Below are 19,223 nucleotides of genomic sequence, written 5' to 3' on the forward strand. Positions count from 1 at the left end.
CTAAGTAACAGTTAACTCCTTAAATGAAAATAATCAAGGAAATTAATCAAGAAAATCAACCTCAAGCGCTATTTTTTGAAATTGTAGTAATAGCGGCATCTTCAGATGGGACTAATGCTATAATCAACATTTTGAAGAATTTACCGAAGGATTTACCCGTTCCAATTTTAATAGTAAAACATCTAGCTAGTGGCTACAAAAGCTATTTTCCAGTAATTTTTGGGTTTCAGAGCTTATTAACAGTTAAAGAAGCAGAAATGGGAGAGAAAATTAAGAATGCTATAGTTTATATTGCGCCGCCAAATTATCATTTATTAGTTAATGCTGAAAGAGAGATTTCTTTAACTCAAACGGAAAAAGAAAACTTTGTGCGTCCCTCAGCGGATGTATTATTAAAATCAGTAGCAGAAAATTATCAAGAAAAGTCGATCGCGATAATATTAACAGGTGCAGATACAGATGGAGCGGAAGGAGTGAAAGCAATTAAGAAAATGGGGGGAATAGTAATTGCTCAGGATGAAGCAACATCAGGAGTGTTTGGGATGCCTAGAGCAGCAATTGCCACAGGATGTGTTGACTTTATTTTGCCAATTGACAAAATAGCAGAGGCGATCGTTAACTTAGTATATAAAGGAGCGATCGAATGAACAAAACCACACCAGAGCAAGACCCAGAATTTGAAGCATTATTACAGTATTTAAAACGTAATCGGGGGTTTGATTTCACAGGATATAAACGCCCTAGTTTAATGCGTTTAGTACGAAAGCGCATTCAACGAGTAGGGGTGGAAAGTTTCAATGATTATTTAGATTATTTACAAGTACATCCAGGAGAACTAAATATACTTTTCGATACCTTACTGCTTAACGTTACCAACTTTTTCCGGGATGCAAGTGCTTGGGAAGTTTTAGCAACAGAAATCATTCCCCGAATTCTGGAATCTAAACCAAACAACGAACCGATTCGAGTTTGGAGTGCTGGTTGTGCATCGGGAGAAGAAGCTTATACCATTGCTATTTTACTCACAGAAGCTTTAGGAGCAGAAGCTTTTAGAAATCAGGTAAAAATATATGCAACAGATTTAGATGAAGAAGCTTTAGTACAAGGTCGTCAAGCAAGTTACACTGCAAAAGCTTTAGAAGCTGTACCACAAGAACTGCGGAAAAAATACTTTGAAGTTTCGGGAAATAACTATGTTTTTCGCACTGACTTAAGACGGTGTGTAATTTTTGGTCGCCATGACTTAGTTCATGATGCGCCAATTTCCCGCTTAGATTTATTGGTATGTCGCAACACTTTGATGTACTTTAATGCAGATATTCAAGCCAGAATTTTAGCAAGGTTTCACTTTGCTTTAAATGATACTGGGTTTTTGTTTGTTGGCAAAGCAGAGATGTTATTAACACACGCTAATCTTTTCCAACCTGGGAACTTGAAATATCGCATTTTTTCCAGAGTACCAAGGATTAGTTTACGCGATCGATTATTAATTATGGCAGAATCTGGTAACACCGAAGCCAGCAATCAATTAGTAGGAAGTATGCGATTAAAAGACGAAGCTTTTGAATTTTTACCAATTGCTCAAATAGTAGTAGATATTCAGGGTAATATAGTATTAGCTAATCGTCAAGCTAGAGTATTATTTAATTTAAGTACGCAAGATTTTGGTCGTCCGTTACAGGATTTAGAGTTATCATATCGTCCGGTGGAATTGCGATCGCGCATTCAACAAGCATACACCGAACGACGTTCAGTTACCATACCAGAAGTAGAATTAATTCGCAGCGAAGACAGCGTTATATATTTAGAAATTCAAGTAGTTCCTTTATTAGATAACTCTGCTGATGCACTAGGGGTAACGATCGTTTTTCAAGACATCACTCGCTACAACGAATTAGAGCGAGAATTACAGCGTTCCACCCAAGAATTAGAAACCGCTTACGAAGAATTACAAAGTACAAATGAAGAATTAGAAACAACCAACGAAGAATTACAAAGTACCAACGAAGAGTTAGAAACAACCAACGAAGAACTGCAAAGTACTAATGAAGAATTGGAGACAATGAACGAAGAACTCCAATCAGCAAACGAAGAATTACAAACAACCAACGACGAACTCCGCCAACGTACCGAAGAACTCAACCGAGTCACCATATTTATGGAATCAATACTGACTAGTTTGCGCGTTGGCATGATAGTGTTAGATAATAGACTCAGCGTACAACTTTGGAACGGGAGAGCCGAAGAATTATGGGGTTTACGTGCTGAAGAAACTGTAGAACGTTTCTTTTTTGACTTAGATATTGGTTTACCAGTTGAGCAATTGCGGGGATTAATTCGCGCCTGTCAAACTGGAAATAGTGAAGAACAAACAACTGTTGTCGATGCGGTAAACCGTCGTGGAAAAAATATCCGTTGTCGGGTAATTTGTACATCTTTAATCGTAGAAAATCGACCTGAAGGAGTCATTCTATTGATAGATGAAAGGCAGGATTAAGTAAGGCAGATTAAAAAATTAAGAGGATATTTGAAAAGACTCTGGCGATTAAAATCGCGACTACACAAACTAAGTCCGCCTACGCGGACTTTAAACCTGCCTTCGCAGGTTTTGTTTGTATAGCTCCGACTTTAGTCGGAGGGGCGAAAACAATTACTTACCAAACTAAAACTATGTCTGAAGAACAGCAATATATTGCTAATTTAATTGAAAAACACGCTGAGCAAAGTTTCCAACACGGCGAAGCAGTGGAAGCGCAAGGAAAATCAATTCAAGAAAACGCTAGTTCCATTGAAGAGCAAGAACAGGGTAAATTTATTGAACAAAAAGGAAAGTTAATTCAGCAAAAAGCCAAAGTAGCTTATCAACACGGAAAGGTAGCCAGCAATCATGCTAAATCATCAGTAGCACATTCAAATGATGCCACCGAAGAGCACGTTAAAGCAACCGCAGAACACATTCAAGCAACAATAGAACACATTCAAGCTACTAGGGAATTCATTAAACTATCCAAAGATACTTTAGATCGATCGCAAAGTCACGCTGACAAATTCAAAAATGACGAACAATTTTAGCCACCACTAATTTTGACTTTGTAACCCATGCTTTTGAGGATTTCCAGAAGTTTTTGTTTGTGTTCGCCTTGAATTTCGATCGAATTTTCCTTAACCGTTCCCCCTGCACCACATTGAGTTTTTAATGTTTTAAGTAAATCTGCCAAAGTTTCCGGTTTCGCTTGAAAACCAGTAATTACTGTCACAGTTTTTCCTTTACGTCCTTTACTGGAAGCTTGCACTCGTAAATCTTGTTGATTTGGTGGTAATTCTTGAATTGCCCTTTCAAAAGCAGCAGAATTAGTTTGGTTGCCAAATTCAGAATAAACAACGCGATTTTCAGTGGGTTGAGAATCGGAATTTTTACGTTTAGCAGCTGACATAAAAATACTACCTGAGAGATAATGAAGAATTAGATTTCTGGCAAATAGCGCAATCTTTAATTTTTAACCGCAGATGAACGCAGATAAACGCAGATGAATTTTAGATATTATTGGTCTTTTGCCAGAGATTTTATTAATTATATAACGCAAGTTGCTAGTTATCAATTCTTTCGGAGTTCCCCCCTTTAGTAAGGGGGGTTAGGGGGGATCTAAGGCTGTGATTACTAGGTTTTGATCCCCCCAACCCCCCTTATTAAGGGGGGCTAAGAAAGAGCCAGACTTGTAACTAGCAACTTGAGTTATATAGCAATCCTAAATCAAGTGTAGAAACTTCTTCTCCTCTTTCTTAGTGTCCTTCGCGTCTTCGCGGTTCAAAAAAAATTATAATGAAATTTCTGGCGTAATTCCAACACAATCACTGTGACACTCACCCCTATTAATCCCCAACAAAGTAACGACGCGACACAAGTACCTGACGCATTAGGACGTTTTGGACGTTTTGGCGGCAAATATGTGCCGGAAACATTAATGCCTGCTTTAAGCGAGTTAGAAGCGGCGTTTCAGAAATATTGCGCTGACGCAGACTTCCAGAATGAGCTTCAGCAACTACTAAAAGACTATGTTGGTCGTCCTACACCTTTATATTTTGCCGATCGCCTCACCACCCATTATGCCCGACCCGATGGCAGCGGCGCACAAATTTATTTAAAACGGGAAGACTTGAACCACACCGGAGCCCATAAAATTAATAATGCCCTAGCTCAAGTGTTGCTGGCAAAACGCATGGGCAAACAAAGAATCATTGCCGAAACTGGCGCAGGTCAACATGGTGTAGCAACAGCAACCGTTTGCGCTAGATTTGGCTTAAACTGCATCATTTATATGGGCGTTCACGACATGGAACGTCAAGCATTAAATGTGTTTCGGATGCGGTTAATGGGTGCGGAAGTTCGTCCTGTCTCCGCAGGAACGGGAACGCTCAAAGATGCGACTTCGGAAGCGATACGCGACTGGGTGACGAATGTGGAAACTACTCATTACATTTTAGGCTCGGTAGCGGGACCCCATCCTTACCCGATGTTAGTCAGAGATTTTCAAGCGATTATTGGCAAGGAAACTCGCGCCCAAGCTTTGGAAAAATGGGGAGTTTTGCCGGATATTCTCCTCGCTTGCGTCGGTGGTGGGTCAAATGCAATGGGATTATTTGCCGATTTTGTCAAAGAAACAAGTGTGCGTTTAATTGGGGTAGAAGCAGCGGGTGAAGGTGTGGACACAGGAAAACACGCGGCGACCTTGACAAAAGGACAAGTTGGTGTATTGCATGGTGCAATGAGCTATTTGCTGCAAGACGAGGAAGGTCAAGTAATTGAACCCCACTCAATCAGCGCTGGTTTAGATTACCCTGGAGTAGGGCCAGAACATAGTTATTTAAAAGATTCCGGGCGGGCTGAGTATTACAGCGTAACAGATAAGGAAGCGTTGGAAGCATTTGGGCGGCTTTCGCGTTTGGAAGGAATAATTCCGGCGTTAGAAACTGCTCATGCGATCGCGTTTTTAGATAAACTCTGTCCTCAGCTAAGTGGTAATCCCCGGATTGTAATTAACTGTTCTGGACGTGGTGATAAGGACGTGCAAACTGTGGCGAAATACTTGAATTCTTCAGAATCAGCACAATAATAATGTTCAGAAAAATTAGCAAAATTGCCTTCGGAAGTTTATTTCTGGTTGTAGGACTGAGTGGCTGTGATGTAATTAGCAAAGTAGACTCTTTTATGCAATCAGAAATTCCTCTAAATAATTCGGAAATTGTTGCCCAAAACCCGAATTCACTTACTAATATAGAGAGGTCGATTCACGAACAAATAAATAAATATCGTCAATCGCAAAATTTACCACCTTTGACCTTGAATGCGGCAATTACTCAACAATCAAGATTGCATAGTCAAGCAATGGCAAGTGGAAAAGTTCCCTTCAGTCACCAAGGATTTGAACAGCGAGTAAATGCGATCGCCAAATCACTTTCTTATGGTAGTGCTGGGGAAAATGTCGCCTTTAATCAAGGATTTAAAGACCCGGCTACCCAAGCAGTTCAAGGTTGGTTAAAAAGTCCCGGACACTTGAAGAATATTCGCAGTAATTTTAATTTAACGGGCATAGGGGTTGCTCAAAATAGCAAAGGCGAATATTATTTCACTCAGATTTTCATTCGCAGCCGTTAAAAATTTATGGAATTGGAAGACTTTCAAGTTTGCGATCGCGACTTGCCCGACGATTTATTATCCCAATATCTGCAAGCAGAAGCCGTAGCTGTAGATACGGAAACAATGGGATTGCTGCCATTTCGCGATCGCTTATGTTTAGTACAATTATTCTGTCCGGGATTTATCACCGTAATTCGCATCGCCAAAGGACAGCAAGAAGCACCAAACTTAAAACAATTAATGGAAGTACCCAGCATCACCAAAGTATTTCACTTTGCCCGATTTGACGTAACGCAATTACAGCATAATCTAGGAATTCAAGTAACTCCCATTTTTTGTACTAAAATAGCCAGCAAACTAGCCAGAACTTACACCCAAAAACACGGATTAAAAGACTTAATCCAAGAATTAGAACAAATAGAATTAGACAAATCTGCCCAAAGTTCCGATTGGGGAAATGCAGCTAATTTAACTGACGAACAACTACGTTACGCCGCTAATGACGTGCGTTACTTGCTAAATGCAAAAGACAAACTAATCGCCATGCTAAAAAGAGAAGAAAGATACTCATTAGCTCAAGAATGTTTTCAAGCTTTACCCGTAATTGTACAACTGGATTTATTACAGTATAAAGACATTTTTGAACATTAATTCTTGTCCAGATTTTCGTTTTTGGGAATAGGAAATAAAAGGTATAGTTTAAAACATTCCCAAGAACGATCGCGCTAAAATTCCATTTCTTACACAAATTTGTGATGGCGATCGCAACTCAATTATTACATTTTTTATCATCTAACTAAAGGTGAATATATGCTTTTAATTCCAATGGTAGATGTTGGGAAGATTAATAATATATTAAGTTTTGTATAGTTTGTTTATGTAATAAGTTAATGCTAACCTCTTCACAGCCGTTAAAAGATGTATTCTTTTGTCCCGAAGAATCCAATTTTTATTCACACTGCTTAGAAACATTAGTTCTCAAGAATTGTTTTAATTCAGAAAGTATTTTAGAATTTGGTTCGGGAGATGGGACTCCAGTAATTAAATCATTGCTGAGAACCGAATTTGATGGTGTCATACATGGATTTGAATTAAATAGTTTAGCTTGCCAAGTTGCCAAGTCAAAGATTAAAGAGTATGGGTTGGGCGATCGATACATCATCCACAATCGTTGCTTATTTGATTCTGCTAGACTTGATGCTACTTATCTTGTATCAAATCCGCCCTATCTTCCAGCATTAGATAACAAAATTTATCAACCTCTATTGCATGGAGGAATAGATGGAATTACTGTTACTAAAAAGCTTTTGTTATTAGATTACGAAAATGTCTTAGTTCTAGTTTCTAGTTACTCAAATCCACAAGGGTTAGTTGACTATGCACTAGCAAATGATTACTTTGTTTCCGATTTCACCATTTTACCCATCCAATTTGGCTACTATAGCTCGGAACCAAAAGTTAAAGAAAGAATTCAAGAACTACGCAGGGGAAATCGAGCTTTTTATTCACAAAATATCTACCTTTTAGCAGGTGTTTTGTTTAGCAAAAAGTCTGCTTCTAAAGGTGATTTATCAACTGAATTACTCAAGTTAATGACTAGTTTGTAGTCTGAGATCTTGCACTTCTGGAGGTGGAACCTCCCAGATGCTCGTTCCCAGATTCAACCTCCCAGATGCTCGTTCCCAGATTCAACCTCCCAGATGCTCGTTCCCAGGTTCAACCTCCCAGATGCTCGTTCCCAGATTCAACCTGGGAACGAGGTCGAGGTCACGAGGTCAATGAGTGCTGAAGCGGAACAACCTACGTATTTACAATTGCTCGGCTTCTCTTACAGCTTGGGCTACAGCAGCACCAGCCCGATCGCTCAACAGCCGCTGTCGATCGTAACCAAAAACTAACTCCCAAGCATCAGCAGGATATTGGGCTACAAGTGGTAGCGCCACATCATCCAACATCCAACGTCCGTGCAGTTCGTCTACTTTAATGTGCAAACTCCAATAACTCATGGCTTGGGTTGATAATCCTAGTCGCTCACCAGCCGCTTGATAGTTGCGGAAAGTAGCAGGGACGGAAAGTTCGCCGTAAAGCAATCCGCCAATGTAGCGCAGGAAATAGCGTTTGCGTTCTGTCAGCAGAAAGCTATAGTTGATAACTGCTAGAAGTTGCCAAGGAACTAAATCAAAATACGCCTCTGGTTCGGTTTGCATTCCCAGTTCCTCAAGCATGGTGGTAAAGTGAGAAGAATGTTTCCGGGGAAAGCGACCTCCGCCATATTCTTCGATCAACAACCGCGTTAGTACGGCATGGATTTCATTACCAACTCCACCAAGCGTGCGGGAAAGCTGACTTGCTTCGACTAATCCATCCAAGGAAGCGATCGCCACTAAACGACGATAACCTTTTTCAGTGATGCGATCGCGATAAAATAAACCATCAGCAGCGGGAGCCGGATCGATATCAGCCGCAAAGCGATCGCGCAATGCTTGCTTAATATCATCAATGCTTCGATATGCTTTCACATCTAGTTTTGCGTCTTCCCATTGTTGCCAAGCTTCCTCTATTCGATCGCGTACCTTTCGCAAAAAGAGCGATCGTTCGTTGGTATAATGCCGCAAATCATCATACCAAAAGAGTTTTAACCGATTAATCCGATACAGTATCCGTTGCAAAAAGCGGTGTGCAACATCATCCTCAGATGCTTCTGAGTAAACAGCTTTGATTGCTCGCTCCAACACGCTTTCAAATTCACTGGCGTTAACTAACTCTGCTGCCAGTTTTTTGTCTAAATCTTCTGTTTCCAGCAGTTGAATAAATTGTTGCTCGGCGCGATCGTAGTCTCTAGATACTAATTGACTCGTTGTTTCAGCTTCAATACTTGGACTCATAAATCTTACTTGTTCTCATCTTATTAACTACGATTCTCAAACATCGTTACACTTTGTTACATCTACCTTAGAGAGAGAATCTAAGCACTAGCAGAAGCAATAAATGTCCAAGTCAATACTGCTCGGTTAAGCAAATTTGCTTAACCGAGCAGTATTGACACCCGACTAAAGTTGGATTTCTGGTGCAGAGAGTATGTCAATTAGTAGTAGGAACTGCTGAAGGAGTAGTTTCAGTTCTGGGGCGCAAATTTGCGGGAATTTCTTTCGGAACTACCCAAGAATAGACTGTATGTTCGTAAGCTGGGCCTTTCACTTTTACCACATTTACGGGTTTCCAATCACCCATATCATAGTTGTGAGAAACAACTCTTGTGCCAGGTTTTAGTTCTGAAAGTAACTTAGGTCGAAGTTTTAAATTTATATCAGGAAGCAAGTAAAGTGTAACTACAGTTGCTTCGCTGAGATCGGTGTTAAACAAGTCTTGTTGCAAGAATTTTACTCGGTTAGATACACCAGCTTTTTGAGCATTTTCTTGACTTTTTTTCACCAAATCAGGATCGATATCTATTCCCACACCTCTCGCGCCGAATTTTTGAGCAGCTGTAATCACAATTCTGCCATCACCACTACCCAAATCATAGAGTACATCTTGCTTAGTAACTTTTGCTTGTTTGAGCATTTCTGCTACAACTACTTCTGGTGTAGGTACAAAAGGTACATCTTTTTCCAAAGCGATTAATTGGGGATTAACATCGGGTTTTTGCTGAGTAACTTCTGCTTTTGCTTGGTCACTTTTTTGACTCAGTTGAGTGCATCCGGTGAATCCTAAACTACCAATACTTACACTACCAATCAGTAAAAGTTTAATTGGTTGCCACTTCATTTTTCTCTCCTAATTTATGAACTAAACTGCGTTCACACTCGTTGACGATTATGCCAAATTAATATTGGTGCGCCAACTATTACCATTGCTACTCCTACTAATGCTCCGACTCCGGTGTAAGCCAGACTAGAGTAGAGTAAATAACCACAAACTAAGCAAAAAAGTATGGGCGTAATTGGATATAAAGGCACTTTAAATGGTCGGGGAGTTTCTGGTTCTCGCCAGCGTAAAATAAATAGCGAAACTGTGGTGAGGAGGAAGAAAAACCAAAAGACTGGGGCGGTATAATCTACCATAGTTTGAAAGCCTTTGCGTGTGATTGTGCCTAACAAAACTAGGAGGAGAGCGATCGCACTTTGCACAATTAAAGCATTGACTGGAGTACTATTGTTACTTTGCCATTTGCCCAGAAAACTAAACACAGAGAAATCTTGCCCTAAAGCATAGTTAGTTCTCGCACCTGTAAAAATCGTGGCGTTAATTGCCCCCAAGCAAGAAATAGCGATTAAAAAGCTGAGAAATATTGCCCCAGATTTACCAATTGCCCGTCCCATTAATTCAGCTGCTACTGCTTGGGAATTCGCCATACCAGCGATTCCTAAACCTTGCAGATAGGCGACATTAATTAACAAATAAATTACGGTGATAATGCTAATGCTAACTAATAGCGATCGCACCATGTTTTGCCGTACATTTCGCAATTCAGCTGAAATATAAGCTGCTTCATTCCACCCGCCATAAGTCAACAGCACGAAAATCATCGATAACCCCCAAGAACCAGAGGTTTTTTGACTCAAAGTTGCTACCTCTTCTGTACGAATAGTCAGAAACAAACCGCAAATTACTACCAATAACAAACCCAAAACTTTAGCCAAAGTTAACAAGTTTTGCGTCCATTTTCCCTGCTGAACTCCGATTACATTTAAAGCTGTCAAAGCCACAATGACTATGCCAGCATAAATTGATGACGAATAATCGCCTAATTTCCATAACTGAGTAGCATAATCACCAAAAATAAATGCTAACAAAGTAATGGAACCAGTTTGAACTACCGTCATTCTTGCCCAAGCAAATAGAAAAGCAACATTCTTACCAAAAGCTCGACGTAAGTAATAGTAATTGCCTCCAGCATGAGGATAAGTTGTGGCTAATTCCGCCCAGCACAAAGCACCAATAAAAGATACTGCGCCGCCAATTAACCACAACAACATTAGGAAAGATGAACTTCCGGCATTAGCCGCAACTATTGCTGGAGTTTCAAAGATTCCGGCACCTATAACAATACCTACAATAAGAGCGATCGCATCCGTAAATGCTAATGCTGGTCTAGGGGAAGCCGACGAGCTTGCCACCAATACACGATCTGGAAAGCTATAATCTGTGCGTCTGCTCATCCCGGCATCCTCAGTATTTTAGCTGAAATTTGACAATAGTATGGCTAATACCACCTATTTGTTAATTAACTCATATTCTACTGTGAAAATCAATTTTTTTGAAAACGCTTTTTAAAATCTAAAATTCTGCTGCTAATTACACATCTACCAATTGGTAGATTTAATCCTTAAAATTTGCATAATAATAGTTTTGCTTCGAGAATGAATCATTATTATTCAACAATCAAAAAAGATGTCGTCTAACTACAAAAAGTTCAACAATTAACCACAGATAGCACAGAGAAAATTCTCGTTTATCTACAAATTAATCATAGTTACTGAATCAAGATAAATACAAAAAGTCTAAAACTCAACATCAGTTCTTCGTGCTCCCTGAAAATCCACCTTGAGCGCTTTCACTTCAGACTTTATTTCTTCTTGCTGCCAAACAGACTGCATCGCCTGACAGACTCTTTCTGCTTTCTCGCTATCCACCAATGCCAAAAGAGTCGGTCCCGCACCACTAATCACCACACCATAAGCACCAGCACTCAGCGCTGCCGAATAAACCGCATCGTAACCCGGAATTAAACTCTTGCGGTAAGGTTGATGAATTTTATCCTGCATCGCCACCCGTAACCAATCTCCCCTACCAGTTTCCAATCCACGTAGCAAAAAACCCAAATGCGCCGTATTAAAAATCGCATCTCCGCGACTGTACTCGCTTGGTAAAACTTTCCTCGCCTCCAAAGTCGAAAGCTCAAAATCAGGAATTGCCACCACTGGAACCACATTCCAATGCCAAGGAATATTGCAAATCTCCCATTCTTCTCTGTGTTCTCTGTGCCTCTGCGGTTCAAAATTTAACCCCGTAGCTGCCAAGCGACAACCTCCTAACAAAGCTGGAACCACATTATCCGGGTGTCCTTCCATTTGAATTGCTAACTGCATCAATTCCACTTGACGCAAAGGTTCTCCTGTTAGCAGATTAGCACCAACTAAACCGCCAACGATCGCTGTTGCTGAACTACCTAAACCTCTCGCCAAAGGTACGCCCAATTTAATGTCAATTTCTACAGGTGGGGGAGTTTTTTCAATATGCTGATAAAACTGCAAAAATGCTTGATAAAGTAGATTGCTTTCGTCAGTTTGTACTCTTTTTGCTTCTGCACCAGTAACATTAATTTTTAGCGCTGTTTCAGTTGAAGTTAGTTGAGTAAATTGGAATTCGTTGTAAAGAGATAAAGCTGCGCCAATGCAATCAAAACCTGGGCCAAGGTTAGCAGTTGTGGCGGGAACGGCGATCGAGACAGTAGACATTTTTATTGGTTAATATAATGCAGTTATCAACAATAGCAGAATTAGCGTTTTTTTTGAACCACAGAGGCGCAGAGGACGCAGAGTAAAGAAAAGAGAGGTTTATTGGTGGGTATTTTCGGTTAAGTAGGTTTCTAAGCAAGTGGTTTCGGTTTCTGATAATGGGGGGTATGGTTGTTTGGTGTAGTCTATTATGTAATTGTAGGCGGCGCGATCGTACACTCCATCCAACAAATTTTTTAAATCTACAACAGGTTCTGTATCTCCAATTTGTAACGGTAAGGGAAAAGTCGGAATCGGATTTGGCAAATTAAACAAATACAAATCAGCTTCAGGACGGCAATTTCCCCGACTCACTAAAATGCGATAATTCGCTGTAAAATCATTGCCAAAAACTGGCATTGCTTCCCCGGTACGCAACAAGTCAATTTCTACTAAATGAGTGCTACTACTTAAGATTTTTTGCCGTTTATTTAAATAAGCTTCTCTTCCTTCTCCTGGACGTTTATTTTTAGGCGAAAGTAGTTCAATTACTGTAATTACTTTTTGAGTCGCTATTTCTCTCACTTCTAAATAAGCTTCCCGAAATTCCATTAACATCGGCATCCTTACTTTCAAAGGTGTTACGGGTGGTGCAGCAACAGCAACATTAGATGTGGGAGAGTTTAACTGATTAGTTATTTTTTGTACGGTAACATTAGGAATTCCGACTAAAAGGGAGTTATCACTATTCATTTGATAAACTCTCTTTTCAATTGCTACTCGATATTTCGGTAGCAGTTGAGGAACTAAAGAATCAGAGATTGCTACAATTAACCGATTGTGTACTTCCGGCAAAATTTCTGGATTTTCTAGATAGGGATTCATTCCCGGAAAAGGTGAAGGCATGGTTTTGTTTCTCCATTTAAATTAGGGAAATGGTGCGTTACACTTCGTTAACGCACCCTACGTTTAGAAGTCGCTGTAATTTTCTATTGCTTGCTTCATCCTTTCTATTACTTCGGCAACTGGAAGTGCGCCTAATTCCCCAGAAGCACGAGTGCGGATATTTAAAGAATTTGATTCTACTTCTTTTTCTCCGACGATCGCCATCACGGGAATTTTTTGGGTTTCGGCATTGCGAATTTGTTTCCCTAAACGTTCGCCACTGGTGTCAGCTTCGGCACGAATTCCTAAAACTTGCAATTCTTTTACTACGTTTTGAATGTAAGGCAAAAATTCATCTTTGACTGACAATACACGAATTTGAATTGGTGCTAACCAAAGGGGAAAATCACCTGCATATTCTTCAATCAAAATCCCAATTAACCTCTCTAAAGATCCAAAAGGTGCTCTGTGAATCATTACCGGACGTTTGCGAGAACCGTCTTCGGCAACATATTCTAATTCAAATCTTTCCGGTAAATTGTAATCTACCTGGACAGTTCCTAATTGCCATTCTCTATCTAAGGCATCTTGGAAAATAAAGTCTAATTTTGGCCCGTAAAATGCCGCTTCTCCGATGCCTTCAAAGTAATTCATTCCTAAAGTTTCAACCGCACGACGAATCGCACCTTGGGATTTTTCCCAAACGTCATCGGAACCGATATATTTATCAGATTCAGGGTCGCGGAAACTGAGTCTGGCTTTGAAGTTTTTTAGTTGTAAACTCTTGAATACTGAGAGAATTAAATCTACTACATTCAAGAATTCTCCGTCTAATTGTTCGGGGGTGACAAACAAGTGAGAATCATCAACCGTAAAGCCACGAACTCTGGTTAAACCGCCTAATTCTCCTGATTGTTCGTAACGATAAACAGTGCCAAATTCTGCTAAACGCATTGGCAATTCCCGATAGGAACGTAACTCACTCTTGTATATTTGAATGTGGAATGGACAGTTCATTGGCTTGAGAACAAATCCTTGTTCAACTGCCTTTGCTTGTTCATCCTCCGCCATCATCGGGAACATATCTTCTTTGTATTTTTGCCAATGTCCTGAAGTTTTAAACAAATCAACTCTGGCAATGTGTGGAGTAACAACTGGCAAATAACCCCGCTTGATTTGCTCTTGTTTGAGAAAATCTTCCAAAGTACTTCTTAAAACCGTTCCTTTGGGAGTCCACAAAGGTAATCCTGGGCCAACGTCATCGGCAAAAATAAATAATCCCAGTTCTTTACCTAATTTACGGTGATCTCGGCGCAGTGCTTCTTCTTTGCGGCGCTTGTATTCTTCTAGTTGTTCTGGATTTTCCCAAGCAGTACCATAAATCCTTTGCAATTGCGCTTTGGTGGCATCGCCTCGCCAGTAAGCACCTGCAACAGTTTCCAGTTCAAAGGCATTGGGGTTTAGTTCTGCGGTGTTCTCAACGTGCGGCCCTGCACAAAGATCCCACCATTGCTCTCCTAAATGATAAATGGTAATCGGTTCCTCTAAACCTTCGAGGATTTCTAGTTTGTAAGGTTCGTTAATTGCTTTGATGCGGCGTTCGGCTTCTTCCCGACTGACTTCTTCCCGAATTACTGGCAGTTTGCGATTGACGATCTTAATCATCTCTTTTTTAATCGCTTTTAAGTCTTTTTCGGTGAATGGCTCTGGACTATCAAAGTCGTAGTAAAATCCATTTTCAATCCAAGGGCCGATCGTCACCTGTGCTTTGGGAAATAGTTTCTGCACAGCCATCGCCATCACATGGGAAGTTGTGTGACGGATTTTCTTTAAGGTTTCTGATTCGCTGGTACGTGGTAAGTGGATTTTTGCTGGCTTTTCCTGAGAATCGGGTGATTCTGAATTGATGGATGGCTGATTAACCATGAGAAAACTATCTTTAAAACTAATAAACAAATGTTTCGATCGGGGATTACATTCCCCCATAGCCTCTATCTTAGCGGTGCAGAGGGGCAGAGGAGATGGGGAGATGGGGAGATGGGGAGATGGGGAGATGGGGAGATGGGGAGATGGGGAGATGGGGGGATGGGGGGATGGGGAGATGGGGAGATGGGGAGATGGGGAGATGGGGGAATGGGGAGATGGGGATAGATCTAGCGCCTTATTCTCCCCCCATCCCCCTACCCCCCCACCCCCCTCTTCATCTCCCCCCATCCCCCTACCTCCCCACCTCTTATTCCCTGTCCCCTTTCTGAAGAAGTATTTCCACATTATTAAGAAATGTAAATGAAATTAAGGTTATGATTTAGTTAGATTAGTAATACTCGATTTCATGCTTAACTCTAACCTGCCAGAACCGGAATTACTGAAAAGCCTGTTACAACCATTACTGGAAGATTTTCAGTATTGGTTTGGTCGATCGCGCACTTTTCTAGAAACAGAAACTATACCCTTCTTGGAGTCTCAGCAGCAATCGGACTTATTAAGTCGGGTGAAGCAGGCTCAAAATGAAGTAAATACGGTACAGGTAATGTTTCTTGCAACTGGGAGTCAAGTAGGTGTAGAAACATCTACGCTGTTTCAGTGGCACCAATTAGTTGCCGAATGTTGGAAGGTTGCCATGCGATTTCGGATGGAACAGGCGAACGAGTAGAAAAGTGATTCTTAAATAGTTGGATTTAAGATGTCTGCTCAAAAAAATTTTGTTGATTGCCCTATAAATCAAAGTACCGTAAAAATCTTTTAATTAGGAGGAGGATCTCTATGTTGCACTTGCTTTACATATTAGCTTTTACTTGTTTGGCATTTCTTGCTGTGGGTAATTTAATTCGTAATTTGATTCGGATTAGTGCTGACTACCAATACAGTACTTCTCCATATAATAGGTCTTCTGCAAATCGAAGATCTAGTCGTCGCGATCGCCCAATACCACATCCAGAATTTCTTGATGATTCTGGTAATTTTATTGATGAACCTTTGTTGATTATGAAGTCGATCGCAGTTGAAGATGCTAGACAAAAATTAGAATCTCTTTACGAAAATCCTCCCGAAAATTCTGCTCCATAATCTTTATATGAACGGAGTAAGTTTTAATAATTCTGCTCAAAAAATCCCCGTCTTTTTTTGTTTTGACGGGGAGAGATAACACTGAAGGGTTCGCAACGAACTGGTGATTTTATCTGAGTAGCAAGATATTATTAGCAACCCAGTGTTTTTTGCTTCTGTTTTCTTTGTGCAGAACGGAGATTTTTGGGTTTTCTATATCACAGGCAACTAGAGAAGGAAGCTGAGATTTTTGGATATGAGAAAATTTTTCTACTAAGTTTTGCCAGTTGACTTGTTCTAAGTTTTCTAATACCAAATGGGCGTTTCCTACTCGTTCAATCGAACCTAAACCTACTACTGACATTCCACCTGCTTTAGCTGCGATTATTCCAGATTCGGCATCTTCAATTACTAAACATTCGCTGGGTGTTAAGTTTAATTGAAAGGCGGCGTGTAAGAAAGTGTCGGGTGCTGGTTTTGGTTTAATGACGCTGTAACCATCTGCGATCGCGTCCACTTTATCAGCAATTCCCAAACGTTGCAATACTTCTTTGGCATTTTTGCTAGATGAAGTAATAGCAATTTTTATGTTATTTGCTTTTAATTCATCTAACAAATTGCTAACTCCGGGTAATAAATCTGCGGGGGAAAAGTTTTGAATAAATTCCAAGTAATAACGATTTTTGCAAATCATCATTTCATGAAATTTTGCTTCGCTGACTTGACGATCGCCTAACAGCAACAACAACGCTTCTCTTCTTGGCAAATCTTTTAAAGCTTCATTTATTGGCAAATCAAAACTTAAATATTCTTCATCAGCTAACTTTTGCCAAGCTAAATAATGATAGCCAGCAGTATCAGTAATTACGCCATCTAAATCAAAAATTACACCTTTGATTGTAGTTGGTTTCAGGTCGAATTCATACAAGCGATCGCGCCATTGAAAACGGAATTTTAATCTCGTCCAACCTGGGGGTAATTTTGGTGTGGCAACAGGACCATTAGGAGTCAATTTTACCCCAGCAAAACCGAAAACTATGGCTTGCCAAACACCACCCGCAGAAGCAGCATGAATGCCTTCATTAGCATTTCCTCGCACATCTTCTAAGTCTACTAAAGCCGATCGCATAAAGTGCGTATAAGCTTCTTCCAATTTATTCAGATCGCAGGCTAAAATAGCGTGAATTGCGGGGTTTAAAGAAGAACCGTAACTATGATCTGTGCGAGGTTCGTAATAATCCCAATTTTTTTGTAATGTTTCGCGATCGTATTGATCTCGCAACAAATACATCAACATCAAAACATCCGCTTGTTTCAAAACTTGCCTTTGATTTGCACCTTCAATTCCCAAAATTGCTTGCATGGAACGAGTGCGAGGTTCATAATCAGATAAGTTGATATCTTCGCGATCGAAAAAACCTTCAAATTCTTCGATTAAACCTGTTTCTTTGTTATGTAAAATCAAAATTTTATCTATAAAATCTGCCCATTTTTGTAACTGAACAGCAGTAATATTAAGTTTTTGTTGTAATTCGTTTGACCAATCAGGATATTCTTCTCGCAACCAAGATAAAACAGAAATAGCTGTTTGCAAATGCCATTGCACCATGCTATTAGTAAAAGCGCTGTTATCTACGAGTTCGTGATTTTCATCGGGGCCAATGACGTTTTTGAGTTCGTAACAGTTGCGATCGCTATTCCACTCTACACAACTCGCCCAAAAATTTGCCGTATCTAAAATAATTTCCGCCCCATAATTACACATCCAATCATCATCTTCCGTAGCTTGCCAATATTGCCAAACTGCATAAGCTATATCTGAATTAATATGCAGTTCGCGATCGCCACACCAAATCCGAATTAACTCGCCACTCGGAGTCGGAACCCAGCGTGGAGTCACTTCTTCCCCAGTTGCCGCACTTTCCCAAGCATACATTGCCCCCGCAAAACCCGCTTCTTTTGCCTTCTTTCTCGCCCCAGCTAAAGTGCGATAACGATAAGTCAATAACTTCTTGGCTAACTCCGGTTTCGTAAAAGTTAAAAATGGAACCACAAAAATTTCCGTATCCCAAAAAACGTGACCTCGATAAGCAAAACCTGACAGAGTTTTTGCCGGAATACTAACTCGATCGTCCTCCCTTGGTGCAGCTGCCAAAATTTGAAACAAATTATAACGAACAGCTAATTGCGCTTGGCGATCGCCCTCAATTTCTATATCACAAGTTTGCCACTCTTGTTCCCAAGCTTGAATATGCAACTGACGCAGCATCTCATAACAATTATTCCCAGAATCCCAACCATAAAAAAAATCTTTTAGTTTTTCTTGGGCAGTTTGGGCGGGATTTTTGCAATCTCTAGAAGTGAAAACTGTAACAATCTTTTCTATAGCAACAGTTTTTCCCGGTTGTGCGGAAAAACAGGTAGTCACTGTTGGATAACCCTGACAACCTGAACCTCGCAGCAAGGTATTTTCGCAAGACACACTTAGATGAGTTGCCATTCCTAATTCAATATTGGTGTGGCGACTCCGCATCAGCAACCACGCACTATCATTGTGGATGATGCCTTGATCTAACCAATCCCAGTGCATTACGCCTTGGTTATCAGCATAGCCATTCAAACTCGCTTGTACTTCCACCAAACCAGAAAAATTTATTGGCGTGACTAAACAGCGAATCGCTAAGACGTGGCGATCGGCTAAACTGGCGAAGCGTTCAAATAGCAAATTTACGATATGCCCTTTTGGACTTTGCCAAGACACGCGACGCTGTAATAATCCTTGTTTTAAGTCAAGGCGACGCTCATAATCTAACACTTTACCTTGGTCGAGGCGAAAGCGCTCTCCCGCAAAACAAATAACTAAGAGTAGCCAGTTAGGACAGTTGACTAACTCTGTATGTGCTACTGCTACATTGTCGTAAACACCGTGAATGAAGGTAGCTGGCAGATCGTTGGGATAACCTTCTTCAAAAGTGCCACGAGTTCCCAAATAACCATTACCCAAGGTGAAAATTGTTTCTTGATGGTGTAGTTTGGGATTGAACTGAGATTCTACAATAGTCCAATCAGTGGCGTTAACTGAAGTTGGTTTTGCCGAGGGTTTACTGAGTGTTTGCATTTTGGAATAACTGCTTGGTAGCAAGTTCGTCTAACTGTACAAAGAGAAATTGAGCAAAATTTCCTCACACCCGCCTGGTAAGCTGGCTTTGCTTCGTCGC

The 19,223-nt window shown here is 40.5% G+C and carries 18 protein-coding genes; 10 read left to right on the forward strand and 8 right to left on the reverse strand.

Going from position 1 to position 19,223, the window contains the following annotated elements; translation table 11 throughout:
• Window positions 1-23 precede the first annotated feature (23 nt).
• The 3 genes from ACE1CA_RS24045 to ACE1CA_RS24055 all read left to right on the forward strand — a co-directional run bounded on the left by ACE1CA_RS24045 (window position 24) and on the right by ACE1CA_RS24055 (window position 3,072).
• Window positions 24-647, forward strand: coding sequence for a chemotaxis protein CheB (locus ACE1CA_RS24045; protein ID WP_413280861.1), 624 nt, complete (start codon window positions 24-26; stop codon window positions 645-647).
• Window positions 644-2,497: a CheR family methyltransferase gene (locus ACE1CA_RS24050; RefSeq protein ID WP_413280860.1), complete on the forward strand. Its 1,854-nt coding sequence runs from the start codon at window positions 644-646 to the stop codon at window positions 2,495-2,497. The genes ACE1CA_RS24045 and ACE1CA_RS24050 overlap by 4 nt, the downstream gene beginning before the upstream one ends.
• A gap of 173 nt (window positions 2,498-2,670) precedes the next feature.
• Window positions 2,671-3,072 carry a hypothetical protein gene (locus ACE1CA_RS24055; protein WP_413280859.1) on the forward strand — a complete coding sequence of 134 codons (402 nt, stop codon included), beginning with the start codon at window positions 2,671-2,673 and terminating at the stop codon, window positions 3,070-3,072.
• On the opposite strand, the gene ACE1CA_RS24060 is transcribed toward ACE1CA_RS24055, so the two are convergent.
• The gene (locus ACE1CA_RS24060) at window positions 3,069-3,434 is read right to left on the reverse strand and encodes a translation initiation factor (RefSeq protein ID WP_413280858.1); all 366 of its coding nucleotides are present in this window, start codon (window positions 3,432-3,434) and stop codon (window positions 3,069-3,071) included. The genes ACE1CA_RS24055 and ACE1CA_RS24060 overlap by 4 nt on opposite strands.
• 420 nt (window positions 3,435-3,854) lie before the next feature.
• Here ACE1CA_RS24060 and trpB point away from each other — a divergent pair, with 420 nt between their 5' ends.
• From trpB to ACE1CA_RS24080, 4 genes are all read left to right on the forward strand, one after another.
• Window positions 3,855-5,111: a tryptophan synthase subunit beta gene (gene trpB / locus ACE1CA_RS24065; protein ID WP_413280857.1), complete on the forward strand. Its 1,257-nt coding sequence runs from the start codon at window positions 3,855-3,857 to the stop codon at window positions 5,109-5,111.
• A 2-nt stretch (window positions 5,112-5,113) separates the two neighbouring features.
• The gene (locus ACE1CA_RS24070; protein WP_413280856.1) at window positions 5,114-5,653 is read left to right on the forward strand and encodes a CAP domain-containing protein; all 540 of its coding nucleotides are present in this window, start codon (window positions 5,114-5,116) and stop codon (window positions 5,651-5,653) included.
• A 6-nt stretch (window positions 5,654-5,659) separates the two neighbouring features.
• Complete coding sequence (locus ACE1CA_RS24075) at window positions 5,660-6,286, forward strand: ribonuclease D (RefSeq protein WP_459563702.1); 627 nt, start codon at window positions 5,660-5,662, stop codon at window positions 6,284-6,286.
• Window positions 6,287-6,525: 239 nt separating this feature from the next.
• The gene (locus tag ACE1CA_RS24080) at window positions 6,526-7,242 is read left to right on the forward strand and encodes a class I SAM-dependent methyltransferase (RefSeq protein ID WP_413280855.1); all 717 of its coding nucleotides are present in this window, start codon (window positions 6,526-6,528) and stop codon (window positions 7,240-7,242) included.
• 201 nt (window positions 7,243-7,443) lie between these two features.
• Here the strand turns inward: ACE1CA_RS24080 and ACE1CA_RS24085 are convergent, their stop codons facing one another.
• The 6 genes from ACE1CA_RS24085 to thrS all read right to left on the reverse strand — a co-directional run bounded on the left by ACE1CA_RS24085 (window position 7,444) and on the right by thrS (window position 14,886).
• Window positions 7,444-8,520 (reverse strand): iron-containing redox enzyme family protein, encoded by a 1,077-nt coding sequence (locus ACE1CA_RS24085; RefSeq protein WP_413280854.1) that lies wholly within the window; start codon window positions 8,518-8,520, stop codon window positions 7,444-7,446.
• A gap of 196 nt (window positions 8,521-8,716) precedes the next feature.
• The gene (locus tag ACE1CA_RS24090) at window positions 8,717-9,403 is read right to left on the reverse strand and encodes a class I SAM-dependent methyltransferase (RefSeq protein WP_413280853.1); all 687 of its coding nucleotides are present in this window, start codon (window positions 9,401-9,403) and stop codon (window positions 8,717-8,719) included.
• Between the two features lie 32 nt (window positions 9,404-9,435).
• Window positions 9,436-10,797: an APC family permease gene (locus tag ACE1CA_RS24095; protein ID WP_413280852.1), complete on the reverse strand. Its 1,362-nt coding sequence runs from the start codon at window positions 10,795-10,797 to the stop codon at window positions 9,436-9,438.
• 342 nt (window positions 10,798-11,139) lie between these two features.
• Window positions 11,140-12,096, reverse strand: coding sequence for a homoserine kinase (thrB, locus tag ACE1CA_RS24100; RefSeq protein WP_413280851.1), 957 nt, complete (start codon window positions 12,094-12,096; stop codon window positions 11,140-11,142).
• A 99-nt stretch (window positions 12,097-12,195) separates the two neighbouring features.
• Entirely contained in the window at window positions 12,196-12,981 is a 786-nt protein-coding gene (locus tag ACE1CA_RS24105; protein ID WP_413280850.1) for a DUF4058 family protein, read from the reverse strand.
• A gap of 63 nt (window positions 12,982-13,044) precedes the next feature.
• Window positions 13,045-14,886: a threonine--tRNA ligase gene (gene thrS, locus ACE1CA_RS24110; protein ID WP_413280849.1), complete on the reverse strand. Its 1,842-nt coding sequence runs from the start codon at window positions 14,884-14,886 to the stop codon at window positions 13,045-13,047.
• Between the two features lie 30 nt (window positions 14,887-14,916).
• Here thrS and ACE1CA_RS24115 point away from each other — a divergent pair, with 30 nt between their 5' ends.
• The 3 genes from ACE1CA_RS24115 (at window position 14,917) to ACE1CA_RS24125 (ending at window position 16,026) form a co-directional block, all read left to right on the forward strand.
• On the forward strand, window positions 14,917-15,111 hold the full coding sequence (locus ACE1CA_RS24115) for a hypothetical protein (protein ID WP_486517508.1): 195 nt from the start codon (window positions 14,917-14,919) through the stop codon (window positions 15,109-15,111).
• A gap of 181 nt (window positions 15,112-15,292) precedes the next feature.
• Window positions 15,293-15,613: a DUF2605 domain-containing protein gene (locus ACE1CA_RS24120; protein WP_413280500.1), complete on the forward strand. Its 321-nt coding sequence runs from the start codon at window positions 15,293-15,295 to the stop codon at window positions 15,611-15,613.
• A 110-nt stretch (window positions 15,614-15,723) separates the two neighbouring features.
• Window positions 15,724-16,026: a DUF2973 domain-containing protein gene (locus ACE1CA_RS24125; protein WP_413280501.1), complete on the forward strand. Its 303-nt coding sequence runs from the start codon at window positions 15,724-15,726 to the stop codon at window positions 16,024-16,026.
• Between the two features lie 109 nt (window positions 16,027-16,135).
• Here ACE1CA_RS24125 and pgmB read toward each other — a convergent pair whose 3' ends face one another.
• The gene (gene pgmB / locus ACE1CA_RS24130; protein WP_413280502.1) at window positions 16,136-19,123 is read right to left on the reverse strand and encodes a beta-phosphoglucomutase; all 2,988 of its coding nucleotides are present in this window, start codon (window positions 19,121-19,123) and stop codon (window positions 16,136-16,138) included.
• Between the last annotated feature and the right edge of the window lie 100 nt (window positions 19,124-19,223).

This window comes from Floridaenema evergladense BLCC-F167 (assembly GCF_041929205.2).
In the GTDB taxonomy this organism is placed as follows: Bacteria; Cyanobacteriota; Cyanobacteriia; order Cyanobacteriales; family Aerosakkonemataceae; genus Floridanema; species Floridanema evergladense.